This window comes from Acinetobacter populi, from assembly GCF_002174125.1.
Classification (GTDB): Bacteria; Pseudomonadota; Gammaproteobacteria; order Pseudomonadales; family Moraxellaceae; genus Acinetobacter; species Acinetobacter populi.
In genome coordinates this window covers 46,920-61,929 of the sequence record NZ_NEXX01000004.1, presented here as the reverse complement: position 1 = coordinate 61,929, position 15,010 = coordinate 46,920, and the positions used below count along the sequence as shown (strand labels likewise).

The following is a 15,010-nucleotide window of genomic DNA, read 5'->3' as shown; positions in this document are numbered from 1 at the left end:
ACAAGTTATGAGCAATATGTTATCATACTGCGACTAAATAATTTGGCCTTTGTAGCGGAGCCGTAATGAGCCAACATCTTTCACTTCCAAAAGATAAAATCCGTTTCTTGTTATTAGAAGGCGTTCATCAAAACGCTATTGATACTTTAAACGCTGCGGGTTATACCAATATCGACTATCGTAAAACTGCACTTGAAGGCGAAGCTTTGAAAGAAGCCGTTAAAGATGCACATTTTATCGGTATTCGTTCACGTACTCAACTGACCGAAGAAGTCTTTGAGGCGGCAAATAAATTGATCGCTGTAGGTTGTTTCTGTATTGGGACCAATCAGGTGAATTTAAATGCTGCGATGATTCGTGGTATTCCGGTATTTAATGCACCTTATTCCAATACCCGTTCGGTTGCCGAACTGGTACTTGCAGAAGCGATTCTGTTGTTGCGTCGTGTTCCGGAAAAATCTACGACCACGCATGCAGGTGGTTGGGAAAAATCTGCGGTTGGTTCATTTGAAACCCGTGGTAAAACTTTGGGGATCGTTGGTTACGGTTCAATTGGTTCACAGCTTTCTGTATTGGCAGAAAGTCTGGGTATGAAAGTGATTTATTATGATGTGGTGACCAAATTACCATTAGGTAATGCACGTCAAGTGGGTTCAATGGGTGAGTTGCTTGCCAATGCCGACGTAGTAACGCTGCATGTACCCGATGTGCCATCTACACGTAATTTCTTTACCAAAGATCAATTTGCGCAAATGAAAGACGGTGCGATCTTCATCAATGCTGCGCGTGGGACTTGTGTGGTAATTGAAGATTTGGCTGATGCGATTAAATCTGGTCATTTGGCCGGTGCGGCAGTCGATGTATTCCCGAAAGAACCAAAAGCCAATGGTGAAGAATTCCAGTCACCACTGCGTGGTTTGGCAAATGTCATTTTAACCCCACACGTTGGTGGTTCGACTATGGAAGCGCAAGCCAATATTGGTCTTGAAGTGGCTGAGAAATTTGTTGCTTATTCTGATAAAGGTATGACTTTATCTGCGGTTAATTTCCCAGAAATTGCTTTACCATTGACCGAAGGCAAACACCGCTTATTACACATCCACAAAAATATTCCGGGCGTACTGTCTAAAATCAATAGTCTATTTGCTGAGCATGGCATCAACATTTCCGGTCAGCAATTGATGACTCGTGGTGATGTCGGTTATCTGGTAATGGATGTTGATGCATCTGCTTCACAAGAAGCGTTGGATACCTTACACAATGTTGAAGGTACAATTCGCGTGCGTGTATTGTTCTAAATACTTTTATCTGCTGTTTCAGCTAAAAATATTTGTACTTAAAACCATCTGATCTTTGAGTCAGGTGGTTTTTTAATTTGAGTTATTGACACTGAAAATAATAGGCAATTTCGATATACTGCATCAAAATATTGTGGCGTTAAATCTTGTGATGATTAAAACTCTGTGAACAGCTCCCATCAACTTGTTGCCATGTTGTGTATGCTGGTTTCCATGCTTGCATATCAGCTCAGTGCTTCCTTTGCAAAATATTTATTTACGGTGCTTGATCCCACTTCGGTAACGGTATTACGTTTATGCTTTGCCAGTATTTTTGTTGGGTTGATGCTGCGTTCATGGCGTATTTTTGCCAAATTAAAATATATTCAATGGCGTAATTTGTTGTGTTATAGCTTTGCTCTGGGCTGTATGAATATGATGTTTTATCATGCTCTGGTGTTATTGCCACAAGGGATTGCAGTCGGTCTGGAATTTGTCGGACCGTTGGGTTTGGCGTTATTTGCCGTGCAAAAGAAAAGCGATGTGATTTGGGTCATCTTTGCCATGATTGGTGTGGTTTTGCTGATGCCATGGTCGGGTCATGATAATATTTCATGGTTGGGCGTGGTGTTGGCACTGGGCGCTGGTTTTTGCTGGGCGCTGTATATTTATTTTGGACAAAAAGTGATTCGGCAAAATCTGGGCATGCACAGTTTGACGTTGGCTATTGGCCTAGCTGCACTGATCTGGCTGCCTATAGGTTTGTGGAATAATGCACAAGGCATTTTAAATGTACAGTATTGGGGATATGCTGCTGCACTCGCAATTTTGGCGACTTCAATTCCCTATGCACTGGATTTATACGCATTAAAATATCTGAATCGTTTGAGTTATGGCACATTTACCAGCCTGTCTCCGGCAGTGGCTGCGCTGGCTGGATTGTTATTATTAAATGAACATTTATCAATATTACAATGGTTTGCTTTATTTTGTATTATGCTGGCTTCGATTGGTATAAGTATCAGAAATTATTATCAAGTACCAAAGCAAGGGGAGGGTGGAGAAACTACATGACATGTTCGAGAACAATCATGTAGCGTTTGCGTAGAATTTAATCAAGCTTCGGCAAGATATTTTTCATATTCATTTAAATATTTTTTTGCCAGTTTTTCTTTTTCGCTATCATTGAGAATCTTCCCTGCCTGCTGAAAAAAGCCGTGTTCTTCTTCTTTTAAATGATGACGAACCACATCGGCCAATTGTTTGGCAATGGCTAACCAGCCAGTATTGCTAAATTCAGTTTGTTCCAGTTTTTCTACCAACTCATCCATTTCGTGATGTTCAGCCAGTGCATGGCGTGAGATATCCAGTCCGGTATCATTGAACATTAAAGGAATATACAAATAACGATCTTCTGCAACGGAATGGGCATAGAGTTCGTGTTTAAGTGCGGTAAAAATTTCATGTCGTTCTGTGGTATCGCCATGGGTTTCAACCAGTTTGTCACATAGGTCACGTTGGCGTTCGTGGCTTTCTCGTAAGGCTTCAAATATTGTGGTCATTATATTGTTCTCGCTTATGGCTAAAAATTAAAATGGCTTTAAGCAAATCATTCATTTTGCAATGATTCAATCATGAGTATAAAAAATAATCGGCGTTAGCGGTGTATAACAGTTACATCATTTATGTTAATGGCTGGTTATCAATGGATAACAGTGGTTTAGCGTGGCGATAATGACCACCGCCACACTAGGATTATAGACTGCGAGAAATCAATTCTTTCATGATTTCATTGGTCCCTGCATAAATACGATTGGCTCGATTGTCGATATAAGCCCGCGCAATCGGATATTCCAGCATATAGCCATATCCGCCATGTAACTGCACACATTCATCGACAACTTTGGAATACATCTCGGAAATCTTATACTTCGCGGCTGCGGCGGCTTCCACCGTAAGTGTGCCCTCCAATTGGAGCTGCATACAGCGATCCAGATAGGCCCGACAAAAATCAATTTCGGTACGCAGCTCGGCCAATTTAAAACGGGTGTTTTGAAAGGTGGCAATTGCTTTGCCGAATGCCTTGCGGTCTTTGGTATATTGTACCGTATGGGCAAAAGCTGCTTCTGCACCGGCTTGACAGATAATGGCAACAATCATGCGCTCCCAGGCCAGCTCTTTCATGAGCATAATAAACCCCATGCCTTCGCTGCCGAGTAAATTTTCTTTGGGAACATGTACATTATCGAAAAACAGTTCACAGGTATCCTGTCCTTTCATGCCAACTTTTTTTAATGGTTGTCCCTTACTAAAGCCTGCACGGTCCGCTTCGATAATGAATAAGGATAAATTGGCAGCGCCTTTCTCATGGTTGCCGGTTTTACAGACCACGATCACCATGTCACAGAGATAGCCGTTGGTGATAAAGATTTTTGAACCATTAATCACATAATCATTGCCATCAAGTACAGCACTGGTTCGTACGGCCTGCAAGTCTGATCCAGTGCCGGGTTCGGTCATGGCGATGGCAGTAACCACCTCGCCTGTGGCCATTTTGGGTAACCAAGCTTGCTTTTGGCTTTCGTTGCCAAAATTATAAATATAGTTGGCGACAATATCGGAATGTAAGGAAAATCCCGTACTTGAATCCATGGCATAGGCTTGTTCTTCAATCAGAATCATGCTGTAAAGACGATCTACACCAGAACCGCCATAGTGTTCCGGCATGGTGGTGCATAATAAGCCTAATTCTCCAGCCTTATTCCATAAATTACGGTCGACATGTTGCTGTTGTTCATATTTTTCGATATTGGGCACGACTTCTTTTTGATAAAAGCGGCGCACAGTTTCACGGAATGCCTCGTGTTCAGCATCAAATAGATGACGAGGTAACATATTAGCAAGTGGGCGAATCATTCCATCAGACATTGTTTCTTCCTGTATTGATCTAAGCGTATATTGAATTGCAGTAAAAAATACTTTGTTCTTTTCTGCAATATGCGGATTGCTCAATTCGGTGGTTTAATTGGTAACTTTTGCCAAAATAAGATTATCTTATACCTGAACTATTTTTAAGATTTAACTAGAGAAGGGCAGCATGCTTGCGTTACAATTCAACCTGATATGTTATGGTCAAGGAATAATAAGATGTCGTACGAACCTACTCTGGAAGAGCGCAAGGTCATTTACCGTTCTCGACGTGGCTTAAAAGAGCTCGATATTTATTTTGATCCTTATGTCAGAAATCATTATCTTAATGCACCAAGTGAAGAGAAAGCCTTATTTGCCGAGCTTATTGAGCAGGAAGATCCGGATTTACTGGATTGGTTCATGATGGTTGACGAACCGCCAAAACCAGAATTGAAAGCACTCATTATCAAACTGAAAAAACAATTGCATGAGCAATGAGTTATCAACTTTTATCTTTTCATTTAAGACCAAGCCTGCTGAAAGTTTTTCTGCGTAGCATGGTAGTGCTGTGTTTTGTCGTATTGGCCGCAATGATGTTGCAGCCAATACTACTTTACGCCACAACAGCCCTATTGCTGGTACTGGTATTTCTATGTCGCGATAAAAATCAGGTCGCTCAACTGGCATATCTGAGCGATGATCTCTGGACCCTGCAACTGCAATCCAAGACTTCTCTGTCCATGCAGTTGAGTGCTGTACAGCAGTTGGGTTATATTATATTTTTACATTTTGTTGATGAAGATCAGCAACAATCACGGTCAATCTGTATTGCTCGCGATCAGTTAAATTTAAAACAATGGCAGATGTTAAAACGCTTTGTTTATTTAAGATAAATTATTTTCCAGTTTTTTGTTCAACAAAAAGATGTTTTTAACCATATAACAATTTGAATATTAACCATTAAAATAAATTGTCTAACAATCTATCTAACCATTAATCGTATTTAAAAAATTGTCGAACAAAACTGGCGGTTTCATCCGTAAATATTGCTATGTTAGTTCATACATCGACTGAGATGTTTTCCTATCGGAGGTATAATATGATGATTCCTACATATGCGTTTCTTGCAATCGCCATTATTTTAGCCATTGTCATTGGTCGTGCTGGAACGATTTTAAGAGAAAATATCACGCATGATCTGAAAAAATCACGCAGTGAGAAGCTTCTTTAAGTTTTACTTATCCTCAAAAATACAAACAAGTCTATTCTCCCATAGGCTTGTTTTTTATTTAAAAAGAATAAAAATTTAAAAACATTTATTTTTTGGCTAGGGACGATTGACTTTATTGCGCATAATTTTTGGCAAAGTGGTCTTTTCATGCGTAATACTCTTTGTTATGGTGTGACAAAAGGACATTCATCAAAAAACGATTAGATAGAGGACGTCTACATGTCTAAAGTCCAAAAACTGTGCCAAGGTATGGCGCTGGCTGTGACGACTATGGTTACTTTTTCCGGTTGTTCATATGTGGTTAAGACTGGTGCAAATGTAAGTTTGGGATTTGCAGAAAATCATATTGTTCCCCCTATTTTGGCCATGGACGATGCCGATATGGCTTGTGCAACGGGGAATTCGCTGACACCAGCGATTATGGCAACCAAAGATATGGGTGCAGATCCAACGCGTATGGCAGTGTTAATGTATTCTGCTGCGGGTTTATGTGCAGAAAATCATGCACTGGAATCCGAGTTGCGTTATATTCGCTCCTCTAAAGCAGGTAATGTCACAGAAGCACAAGATGCTAGAGTAGAGCAAAAGCGCTGGGCTGCGTTGGCTGCCAAACGACAATATAGTGGTTATCTACTTTTTGCAGAACGTTGGGAAAGCAAATACCGCTTTAAACTGGGTGAATCTTGCCCAAGTATGAAAAAAGATCTGGACAAGACCGTTTATCTGCTTGGTCTAATCAGTGGTTTACAAGCCGTGACCAATGATATTAATTCTGGTGGTCAGGTCAATGTTCCCAAAGATATTGCCGCGATTGTTGAGCGTGGAATGGCGTGTCTGGACAATAACCAGTTCTGGGGCACACCAAATGCAACACGTGCGGTGATCTGGACCTTGTTACCGGGTGCAGGTGATAATAAACCTGATCCTTATCAGACCTTAAAACAATCCATGCAATTGGGTGAACGTGGTGGCGTGCGCTTACCGCATGCCTTATATGCAGTTGCAGCACAAGCCAGCGGTGATAATGCCCGGATTCGTGATGCTTTACGGAGTTATGGTCAATCTATCGGTGAGGACAAAGCCGTCAATCCGGATTATCGGTTACTCAATACTATGGCTGGTTTGATGGTTCGTGCTGTTGCCGATCGTTATTGGACTGAAAATACTGGCGTGCGTATGGCAGATGATAGTGGTTATAGCACTTTCTGGGATGAAACACCTGATGACGGTTTAGGTGATTTGGGTATTGATTTATTTGATGATGGTCCATCGACACCCGCTTCAGATGAAACACCGGCAGAAGAATTACAGGAAGCGTCAGAAATTGATCAAGATCAAAGTCAGGATTCTGAATTGGATCAATCGATTGATGACCAATCCGAAGCACCTTAATGTTGTTAATCTATGATGTCTGTTGAACAGCGAAATAAAATATGCTTTATTGCAGCAAGTGTCCTACTTGCTGCAATGCTCCAAATCAAGCCAGAATGGTTTATCTATTCAAAATTCGAGATGATATCGCAACCCTGGCGTTTTTTTACAGCACATTGGGTTCATGTCGGATGGATGCATTATTTCCTCAATATGATCGCTTTTGTCTGCTTACCTTTTATTTTTCCAAAAATCAAAACTTCCATATTGCTCATTTTGGTGATTTTATTACCTTTATTGATCAGTTTAATTTTTTATTGTTTTTATCCTAATATTGAACTTTATGCGGGTTTTTCCGGTGTATTGCATGGTTTGTATTGTATGGCTGCGCTGATCAGCCTGACTGATCACAAAGAGCGTGGCTTTGCAGTTTTAATCCTATTTGGTTTAATGATTAAGTTATTGTGGGAAGCAATTGTTGGTGAGTTATCTGCGACGGCACGTTTAATTGGTAGCCCAGTATTGATTGAAGCGCACCAGTTAGGTGTTGGGATTAGTCTAGTGTTATTTATTATTTTGATGATATATAAGAAGAAAAAATTAAAAGTTGATTTTTTAAAATAAGCGAATTGACTAAATAATTTTTGTAAAGTGCTTTTAAAGCTATTTTTTTAGGGTGTGATTTAAGGCAAAGTGACGATAGGTATATCTATACCGAAACGGACAGCAAGATTGTAGGACGACAATAAGAGCAGGCTATTGAAAGACATAGTCTGTATATAAAGTGGGATGCTTATGCAAGAGAATGCTTTAGAAAAACAGGATCATGGCAAGCCTAAGAATGGCTTTGAATGGCTGTCTACAGTCATTATTTTCTTCCTTTTGGTCTTGACCCTCATTATCGGTACTGGTGAGATGATCCATGGGCAGTTATTGCGCATGGGTGAAAAACTCTATGGTGATCCAGATACAGGAATGCAGTATTCATTCTTGCGAGCTGAACCACAACAACCGAGCTGTGAGCGTAATATCAATATTGATGCACAAGTGCAAAAGCAATTGGCTGCCAATAAAAATGACGAATTTGCAGATTTTTTTGGTGTGGCTTCTGCCGAAGAAATCCGGGCATCTTTGGTCGCTGCTCAAGCCTCGTGTGAAGAAAAATATCAGTTTTATGAGCAGACATTAAAATATATAGATAAAAATCCAAGTGTACGGACTTATCGTGCATTTGAAACCACGTTCTTTGGGATCTTTAAATTTGGGACCGAATATCGTGCATTATTATTGATGTTGATCTTTGCAATTTCTGCCATCATGGCAACATTCAATACTCATCATATTGGATTGCGAGCGCCAACGTCCAAGCTTGATTACAAGGTGTATGGCGTATTTATGATTCTCGGTAATTTATTTTTACTGAGTGCATCAATTTTTCAATATCAATCAGCGATGAATGCCGGGGTAGAGGTTGCTCCCGATTTAAAAATCATTTACTGGATCTGGATGATCTTATTTAGTTTGCTCAGTCTGATCAGTTTATTCAAAATGATTAAGCCACCTGTAGCAACGACAACGCATCGTTCGATTGGTTTGGCGCTGCTTAGTGTACCGTTATATGCATATATGGCCATTTTGACCGGTACAGCCTTTAGTTTCTTTATGAACTATCCTATGGGGCAGGCAATTTATCTGGGGCAGTTGATTGAGTTTTCAAATATTTTCCTGAGCTTGTCATTGTTTATCTGGGCCGGTATGTTGCTGAAACAGACCAGAGTCGTGGATTTATTCCTGAACATTTTGCGTCCATGGAACTTTGCTCCGGAAACATTGACCTGGTTAATCCTGCTTGCGGCAGCATTACCGACTGCCTATACCGGTGCATCGGGTATTTTTGTAATTGCCGCGGGTGCGATTATTTACCGTGAAGTATGGAATGCTGGTGGCCGTCGTCAATATGCCATTGCTGCATCGGCTATGTCCGGATCGTTAGGTGTGGTTTTACGCCCCTGTTTGTTGATTGTGGTGATTGCCTCACTGAATAAGGAAGTCACGACAGACTTGCTCTATCACTACGGGATTTATGTCTTTTTATTAACCTCTACAATTTTCTTGTTGATATCATTGATACTGGCCAAAGAGAAGTTCCGTATTGCTTCGCCAGCCATTGCATTACCGAATTCCGTTCGTGCTTTGGTACCGGTATCACCTTATATTCTGATTGGTATTTTGGTCTGGGCCTTTTACAAACTGGCACTAGATACCAACCTGAATGAGTTTACTGCACCGGTGATTATGCCGATTATCTTATTGGCACTGGTGTTATTTGATACCTTGCGTCGTGCGCCAGAGCCTCTTCCACCTGTTGGACATTGGGATGAAACCTTAAAGGATTATGAAACGGCCAATGCACCTTCGCCTAAACCAAGAGAGCGTATTGGTTTCTTTAAATCGGTGGGTTATGCAACCAATGAAACCATTGGTCATATTGGTGCATTAATGGTACTGATGGCATTGTCGGTGAGTGTTGGTGGTTTCTTTGAACGTGTTGAAATCATGCATGTGATGCCAACCGATTTAAGCAGTATTTTCCTGGCGATTACTTTGCTTGCAGTGATGATGGTATTGGTGGGGATGGTCATGGATCCATTTGGTGCCGTGATTCTGATTACTGCAACGGTTGCGCCTGTGGCTTATGCCTATGGTATTGACCCTGTACATTTCTGGATGATTGCACTGGTGTCATTTGAGCTGGGTTATGTTTCACCACCTGTGGCATTGAATCAGTTATTGGCGAGGCAGGCGATTGGGGATGCCGAGGTTACCGAGGCAGATGCCGAAGTCAAACACTTGTCATTTTACTACCGTTACGAGCGATGGATCTTACCGTTGATGGTCATGATTCCGGCACTCTTTGTGGTCGCTTATGTGCCTTACCTGTTTAAGTTATTTGGCTGGTATCATTAGTCAGGCTGATGTATTTATAACGACTTAGTTTTAATGTTACACCCGAAAAGTTGGATTCCGACTTTCCGGGTGTTTTTTTAACGGCTAAATTTTTGTTGAATACTGGGAGAACACATAAATAATGCCAGAAAGATAAAGATAAAACCGATACAGCTATAGAAATCGGGATATTCCTGCCATAAAACAGCCGCCCAAAGGCCTGCAAAAATAATCGCCAAATAATTTACCGGACCGATTTTTCCTGCTGGCGCAAGTTTATAGGCATGTGACATCAGTAATTGACTTGATGTTGCCAGAATTCCGGCAGTGATTAAATATAGCCATTCTTGTACGGTATAACTGCGCCAATGCCAGAACATTGGTATTGCGGCAACCAAGGTTGAAATCAGACAAAAATAAAATACGATGCGTACAGGGGGCTCAGTATCGGTTAATGCTCTTACTGTAACAAATGCCATCGCCGCACAGAAACTTGCTACTAAACCAACCAAAGACAATAGATTAAATAATCCCTCATTAGGTTTGGCAACAAACAGTACACCGATTAAACCGACAACAGCCGTGATGCACATCCATACCGTCATTTTTTCCTTTAAAAATAGCCAGGCAATGAGCGGAATAAAAATAGGCGAGGAATAGGTAAATACCATGGCATTGGAAAGTTTCATGTGAGCAATGGCATAGAAAAAACCATACATTGCAATCAGACCAATGATGCTGCGCCACAGGTGCATCCATAATTTTGTGGTCTTTAGATTATTAATACCTGAACGTAGTACCAATGGGAGAATAAATAACAGGCCAATTGCATTACGGAAAAATACGATAGTGGCGTTGTCAACGGTAACTGAGGCCAGACGAATTAATACCCCCATACTGGCAAATAAAAAAGCCGAGCTTGCCAAAAGTAATAAGGCAACACGCAGGTTTGAGTTTTGATTCATGGGAGATAGCATACGTCGGGGGTATCTCACATTTTAAAGTAAATCCATTAAAATGCGAGATGATACAGTATGAAAATAGTCCGACTATTGTGAGTGGAACTGTTTTTCCAGATCGGCCAGTTGTTGCTCTTTAAGCTGAAGTAATTGATCTGCATCATGATGCTGTTGCTCTAGAATATCTTTCTGCTCTTTGAGCTGGTTTTGGATATCTTCTAACTGTTTTAATTCATCCTTCACCAATGCCGGATCTTTAGCAATAGGCTGAGTGAGAATCGAATCATCAATTAAGCCTTCTGGCTCGGAACTTTGCTCATCTGCTGTCGTTTCCTGAGCGATTTTTGCCAATTCTTCATCATTGATAGATGGCTGTATTGCTGCTGATTTTTCTGTTGGGTTTGGTGTTGCTTCTGAATGTTTATTGAGATAAAAATAGGCAAAAATCGCAATAAAAATAAGAACGATCAATAGTGCACAAATGATGCCTATTGTTTTGTTGATTTTGAGATTCCCCAGCATCTTGTTACCTGAATATTGACATTATTTTTGACGTGGTTTGAATTGAATTACCCCTACATCATCTGGTACTACAGTTTCTTTAAACTCTTCTTCAGTTGGTCTACGTTCACTATAGTCACATTCGATGCATTCAATCCATTCGGCAGTATCGGTAGTAATCATCACGACTTTATCCTGCGCCTGACATCTTGGGCATTTTGCACCAGCAATAAAGCGTCGTTTGGTCATGATGATTTCCTACGGTTAAGCTGCGTGTAGTTTATCGGATTAGTTTTTTATCGTCCAACCATTATGACGTAACAGAGCATCTATTTTTGGCTCTCTACCACGGAATTGTTTAAACGCATCCAGTGCTTCAATCTGTCCGCCAACTGCCAGAATGGATTGACGAAATGCCTGACCGGTTTCGCGATTAAATACCCCTTCCTGTTCAAAACGATCAAATGCATCACTGGCCAACACTTCCGCCCATTTATAGGAATAATAACCGGCAGCATAACCACCAGCAAAAATATGGCTAAAGCTATGCTGGAAGCGGTTGTAGTCAGGTGTTTTGGTGATCGCGACCTTAGCGCGTACATCATCCAGAATATGCTGAATGCCCTGAACATTTGGTACAGGTAGCGCATCATGGATATTTAAATCAAATAAGGCAAATTCTACCTGACGTAAAGTTTGCATACCAGTTTGGAAATAGCGTGCGGCAAATAAAGCATCCAGTAAATCTTTAGCCAGTGGTTCACCAGATTCGATATGGGCACTGATTAGATCAAGACCTTGTGCTTCCCATGCCCAGAATTCCATAAACTGGCTAGGTAATTCTACCGCATCCCAAGCAACCGCATGGGTACCAGCCACACCAATATGATCTGCTTCCGTTAAAATATGATGTAGTCCATGACCAAATTCATGGAACAGGGTGGTGATTTCATCATGGGTTAATTGTGCTGGTTGGTCACCTACAGGCGGTGCAAAGTTACACACCATAAAGGCAACCGGTTTTTGATCCTGATGCTGGTCTTTGACTTTAGAGCGGAAACCACTCATCCATGCACCGCCACGCTTGCTATCACGGGCATAAAGGTCAAAGTAAAAGCCACCGATGACTTTGCCTTGCTCCTCAACTTCATAGTATTTGGCATCTTGATGCCAAAGATCGGCTTGTTTTTCTACAATCTGGATACCATAGAGTTTTTCTGCAATCGCAAATAAACCACTGACCACTTTATTAATTGGGAAGTACGGTTTTAAGGCTTCTTGTGAAAGGTTGAAATTTTGCTGTTTTAGTTTTTCGGCATAATACCCAGTATCCCATGGCTGTAATGTGTCTATGCCATCTTTTGCAGCAAAAGCCTGCAATTCTGCAAACTCCGCTTTGGCTGGTGTTTTGGCTTTTTCGGCCAAATCCAGTAAAAATTCACGTACTTTTTCTACACCGGGTGCCATTTTACGTGCCAAAGACAGTTCGGCATAAGTGTTAAAGCCGAGTAATTTGGCTTGTGCCTGACGCAATTGCAGGATTTCCTGCATCAATAGACCATTATCAAATTCCGGATGATCGGATAACTCTGATGCGCGTGTGGTATAGGCATGATAAAGGGTTTCACGCAACTGGCGGTCATCGGCATAGGTCATAATGGCAAGGTATGCGGGAATATCCAGTGTTGCCGCAGCCTGTGTTAAACCTTTTTGCTGACCATATTGTTTTAATAGGGCTTTGCTGCTTTCTGGTAAACCTTGTAATTGTGATTCTTCCAAAGGTAATACATAAGCTTGTGTTGCATCTAAAACATGATTGGAAAAGTCAGATGAAAGCTGTGATAAACGTGCAGCATTTTTGGCAAATTCAGCTTTTTTATTGGCAGGTAATGCCACACCGGAGAGTTTAAAATCTTTAATGGCGTGACGAATGGCACTTTGCAGTGCAGGACGTAATTGCTGAAACTCTGTTTGATCGGCCAAATATTGATAGTTTTGATACAGTGTCTCGTTTTGCCCGATCTGGGTATAAAAATCACTGATTTGCGGTAACAGTGTCTGATAGACTTCGCGTAATTCAGGCGTATTCATGACCGCATTCAAATGCGATAGCACACCAAATAATTCGCTAAAATTATTTTCAAATACATCAAAGCCTTCCACCGTATTTAAGGCCTGCTGAAAATCTTTGGCAGGTTGGACCTGTTCGAGTTGTTGCTTTCCTTGTCCAAGTAATTTTTCAATGTCTTGTTGAAGTGTATGGATATTTAAATCGCTAAATTGGGGTAAGGGTAAAGTGGCTTGGGCAAGGGTCATCGTTATTTCTCTCAGCATCATTTTCTTTGTTATGTAATAAGTGCTTTGACTGCAAAATTCAAGGGGTTATTTCATTTTTCATACCAAGTATTGCTGATTTATAGTGGACAGCAAATGTGTATAAGCACAATATCATTGACGAAATCAATTTTAAAAAATGGAGGTGGCTGTGAAAAAGTCATTGGTCATCATGTTACATGGTGTTGGCAGTAATGGTGCAGACCTTGAACCGATTGCAGAATTTTGGCAGCAACAGCTTGAGGTCTTACAAATTGCTTCTCCAGATGCACCATTTCCTTTTATGAATAGTCCACAGGCATTTCAGTGGTTTAGTTTAAATGGCATCACTCAGGAAAACCGTTATCCGCGTATCGTCGAAGCACGAGCTGCATTTGATCAGACCATTACCGATATTTTGAAACAGCATGAGATGCTTGAACAACTGGATCGCGTGGTATTTTGTGGTTTTTCACAGGGAACCATTATGTCGCTAGATGCCATTGCATCAGGACGCTGGAATATTGCTGGTGTAATCGGTTTGTCGGGACGTCTGGCATCTCCAATTGAACAAGATGCTGCATTAAAAAGCAAAATCCTATTGATGCATGGCAATGCCGATCAGGTGATTCCAGTTCAGGAAAGTCAATTGGCTTATCAGACCTTTCAACAAGCAGGTTTCGATATCAACCTACAAACGTTTGATCATCTAGGACATAGTGTCAATCAGGCAGAAGTACAGCAAGGTTTATTATTCTTACAACATCTCTTGTATGCTTAAGTTTGTCGGTTGAAAAACACAGATGATTTATGTGGTCGAGAGTTGCTCAAGTTGCTGAATCGTTGGCATTAATAAAGCACGTGCATATGCCGATGCTTGATTTTCATCACCTGAAATAATGGCTGCCACTAATGTTTCGTGTGCAGGATGGTCGGGTTCGGCTAAATCCTCATCCTGTATAAATAATTTGGTGTATTCATAACTGGTACTTAAAAAATAACGGTAGGTCGCATGCAAGGCTTGATTATGACTTGCAATCGCAATCGCCAGATGTAAATCTCGATCCCGTATCCAGAATTCTTCCAGGTCCTCAAGTGGATTGATTTTTTCCCGTAATGCCAAGAGTGCCTGCAAATTCTGAATGTCTTCTGCATTTCGTCGCCGTGCAGCAAAACGGGCGATTTCAATTTCCAGCAAACAACGTGTTTCCAGATGGTCGTGAAGGCTGGCACGGTTTAATAATACAATGGATTCAGAAAAATCATCTACAGCCCTGACATATGTTCCATCACCCTGACAGACATCCAATACACCCAAATAAGCCAGAATCTTGATCGCCTCACGAATGGTATTACGACCAATCCCAAACAATTCCACCAGTTCTGCTTCGGAGGGAATACGTTCATTCAGCGTCCATGTCTGTTGACGAATGTGCTGGCGAATGGTCCGAATCGTTTCATCCACTAAAGAATTTTTTTTGATTGGATATTGCATAGGGTTT

16 protein-coding genes are annotated in these 15,010 nt (G+C 41.1%); 9 read left to right on the top strand and 7 right to left on the bottom strand.

Going from position 1 to position 15,010, the window contains the following annotated elements; translation table 11 throughout:
* Positions 1-65: 65 nt before the first annotated feature.
* Both serA and CAP51_RS11430 read left to right on the top strand, forming a co-directional pair.
* Positions 66-1,298, top strand: coding sequence for a phosphoglycerate dehydrogenase (gene serA, locus CAP51_RS11435; protein WP_087620894.1), 1,233 nt, complete (start codon positions 66-68; stop codon positions 1,296-1,298).
* A gap of 192 nt (positions 1,299-1,490) precedes the next feature.
* Positions 1,491-2,351 (top strand): EamA family transporter, encoded by an 861-nt coding sequence (locus CAP51_RS11430; RefSeq protein WP_087620893.1) that lies wholly within the window; start codon positions 1,491-1,493, stop codon positions 2,349-2,351.
* Positions 2,352-2,392: 41 nt separating this feature from the next.
* On the opposite strand, the gene CAP51_RS11425 is transcribed toward CAP51_RS11430, so the two are convergent.
* Both CAP51_RS11425 and CAP51_RS11420 read right to left on the bottom strand, forming a co-directional pair.
* A complete protein-coding gene (locus CAP51_RS11425) occupies positions 2,393-2,839 on the bottom strand; it encodes a hemerythrin domain-containing protein (protein ID WP_087620892.1) in 447 nt (148 codons plus the stop codon).
* A gap of 193 nt (positions 2,840-3,032) precedes the next feature.
* Positions 3,033-4,205 (bottom strand): acyl-CoA dehydrogenase family protein, encoded by a 1,173-nt coding sequence (locus tag CAP51_RS11420; RefSeq protein ID WP_087620891.1) that lies wholly within the window; start codon positions 4,203-4,205, stop codon positions 3,033-3,035.
* A 219-nt stretch (positions 4,206-4,424) separates the two neighbouring features.
* On the opposite strand from CAP51_RS11420, the gene CAP51_RS11415 reads away from it, so the two are divergent.
* The 6 genes from CAP51_RS11415 to CAP51_RS11395 all read left to right on the top strand — a co-directional run bounded on the left by CAP51_RS11415 (position 4,425) and on the right by CAP51_RS11395 (position 9,756).
* The gene (locus CAP51_RS11415; protein WP_087620890.1) at positions 4,425-4,685 is read left to right on the top strand and encodes an FAD assembly factor SdhE; all 261 of its coding nucleotides are present in this window, start codon (positions 4,425-4,427) and stop codon (positions 4,683-4,685) included.
* Positions 4,682-5,080 (top strand): hypothetical protein, encoded by a 399-nt coding sequence (locus tag CAP51_RS11410; protein WP_087620889.1) that lies wholly within the window; start codon positions 4,682-4,684, stop codon positions 5,078-5,080. The genes CAP51_RS11415 and CAP51_RS11410 overlap by 4 nt, the downstream gene beginning before the upstream one ends.
* A 206-nt stretch (positions 5,081-5,286) precedes the next feature.
* Entirely contained in the window at positions 5,287-5,418 is a 132-nt protein-coding gene (locus CAP51_RS17615; protein WP_281249278.1) for a hypothetical protein, read from the top strand.
* Between the two features lie 219 nt (positions 5,419-5,637).
* Positions 5,638-6,810 carry a hypothetical protein gene (locus tag CAP51_RS11405; protein ID WP_245809143.1) on the top strand — a complete coding sequence of 391 codons (1,173 nt, stop codon included), beginning with the start codon at positions 5,638-5,640 and terminating at the stop codon, positions 6,808-6,810.
* 12 nt (positions 6,811-6,822) lie between these two features.
* Entirely contained in the window at positions 6,823-7,413 is a 591-nt protein-coding gene (gene rrtA, locus CAP51_RS11400; protein WP_087620888.1) for a rhombosortase, read from the top strand.
* A gap of 171 nt (positions 7,414-7,584) precedes the next feature.
* Positions 7,585-9,756, top strand: a complete 2,172-nt coding sequence (locus CAP51_RS11395; RefSeq protein WP_087620887.1) for a TRAP transporter large permease subunit — start codon at positions 7,585-7,587, stop codon at positions 9,754-9,756.
* Between the two features lie 77 nt (positions 9,757-9,833).
* On the opposite strand, the gene CAP51_RS11390 is transcribed toward CAP51_RS11395, so the two are convergent.
* From CAP51_RS11390 to CAP51_RS11375, 4 genes are all read right to left on the bottom strand, one after another.
* Positions 9,834-10,700 (bottom strand): DMT family transporter, encoded by an 867-nt coding sequence (locus CAP51_RS11390; protein ID WP_087620886.1) that lies wholly within the window; start codon positions 10,698-10,700, stop codon positions 9,834-9,836.
* An 84-nt stretch (positions 10,701-10,784) separates the two neighbouring features.
* Positions 10,785-11,216 (bottom strand): hypothetical protein, encoded by a 432-nt coding sequence (locus tag CAP51_RS11385; RefSeq protein WP_087620885.1) that lies wholly within the window; start codon positions 11,214-11,216, stop codon positions 10,785-10,787.
* Positions 11,217-11,237: 21 nt separating this feature from the next.
* Positions 11,238-11,447, bottom strand: a complete 210-nt coding sequence (locus CAP51_RS11380) for a YheV family putative zinc ribbon protein (RefSeq protein WP_087620884.1) — start codon at positions 11,445-11,447, stop codon at positions 11,238-11,240.
* 36 nt (positions 11,448-11,483) lie between these two features.
* Entirely contained in the window at positions 11,484-13,511 is a 2,028-nt protein-coding gene (locus tag CAP51_RS11375) for a M3 family metallopeptidase (RefSeq protein ID WP_087620883.1), read from the bottom strand.
* Between the two features lie 169 nt (positions 13,512-13,680).
* Between CAP51_RS11375 and CAP51_RS11370 the strand changes: the two genes are divergently transcribed.
* The gene (locus CAP51_RS11370; RefSeq protein ID WP_087621145.1) at positions 13,681-14,289 is read left to right on the top strand and encodes an alpha/beta hydrolase; all 609 of its coding nucleotides are present in this window, start codon (positions 13,681-13,683) and stop codon (positions 14,287-14,289) included.
* A gap of 27 nt (positions 14,290-14,316) precedes the next feature.
* Here CAP51_RS11370 and CAP51_RS11365 read toward each other — a convergent pair whose 3' ends face one another.
* Positions 14,317-15,003 carry a FadR/GntR family transcriptional regulator gene (locus CAP51_RS11365; protein WP_087620882.1) on the bottom strand — a complete coding sequence of 229 codons (687 nt, stop codon included), beginning with the start codon at positions 15,001-15,003 and terminating at the stop codon, positions 14,317-14,319.
* Positions 15,004-15,010 lie beyond the last annotated feature (7 nt).

Bases quoted from the DNA above. Each gene is read 5' to 3' on its own strand.
- CAP51_RS11390 (WP_087620886.1), bottom strand. From the start codon at position 10,700: ATGAATCAAAACTCAAACCTGCGTGTTGCCTTATTACTTTTGGCAAGC.
- rrtA (WP_087620888.1), top strand. From the start codon at position 6,823: ATGATGTCTGTTGAACAGCGAAATAAAATATGCTTTATTGCAGCAAGT.
- CAP51_RS11425 (WP_087620892.1), bottom strand. From the start codon at position 2,839: ATGACCACAATATTTGAAGCCTTACGAGAAAGCCACGAACGCCAACGT.
- CAP51_RS17615 (WP_281249278.1), top strand. From the start codon at position 5,287: ATGATGATTCCTACATATGCGTTTCTTGCAATCGCCATTATTTTAGCC.
- CAP51_RS11410 (WP_087620889.1), top strand. From the start codon at position 4,682: ATGAGTTATCAACTTTTATCTTTTCATTTAAGACCAAGCCTGCTGAAA.
- CAP51_RS11385 (WP_087620885.1), bottom strand. From the start codon at position 11,216: ATGCTGGGGAATCTCAAAATCAACAAAACAATAGGCATCATTTGTGCA.
- CAP51_RS11395 (WP_087620887.1), top strand. From the start codon at position 7,585: ATGCAAGAGAATGCTTTAGAAAAACAGGATCATGGCAAGCCTAAGAAT.
- serA (WP_087620894.1), top strand. From the start codon at position 66: ATGAGCCAACATCTTTCACTTCCAAAAGATAAAATCCGTTTCTTGTTA.
- CAP51_RS11420 (WP_087620891.1), bottom strand. From the start codon at position 4,205: ATGTCTGATGGAATGATTCGCCCACTTGCTAATATGTTACCTCGTCAT.
- CAP51_RS11405 (WP_245809143.1), top strand. From the start codon at position 5,638: ATGTCTAAAGTCCAAAAACTGTGCCAAGGTATGGCGCTGGCTGTGACG.
- CAP51_RS11365 (WP_087620882.1), bottom strand. From the start codon at position 15,003: ATGCAATATCCAATCAAAAAAAATTCTTTAGTGGATGAAACGATTCGG.
- CAP51_RS11430 (WP_087620893.1), top strand. From the start codon at position 1,491: ATGTTGTGTATGCTGGTTTCCATGCTTGCATATCAGCTCAGTGCTTCC.
- CAP51_RS11415 (WP_087620890.1), top strand. From the start codon at position 4,425: ATGTCGTACGAACCTACTCTGGAAGAGCGCAAGGTCATTTACCGTTCT.
- CAP51_RS11375 (WP_087620883.1), bottom strand. From the start codon at position 13,511: ATGACCCTTGCCCAAGCCACTTTACCCTTACCCCAATTTAGCGATTTA.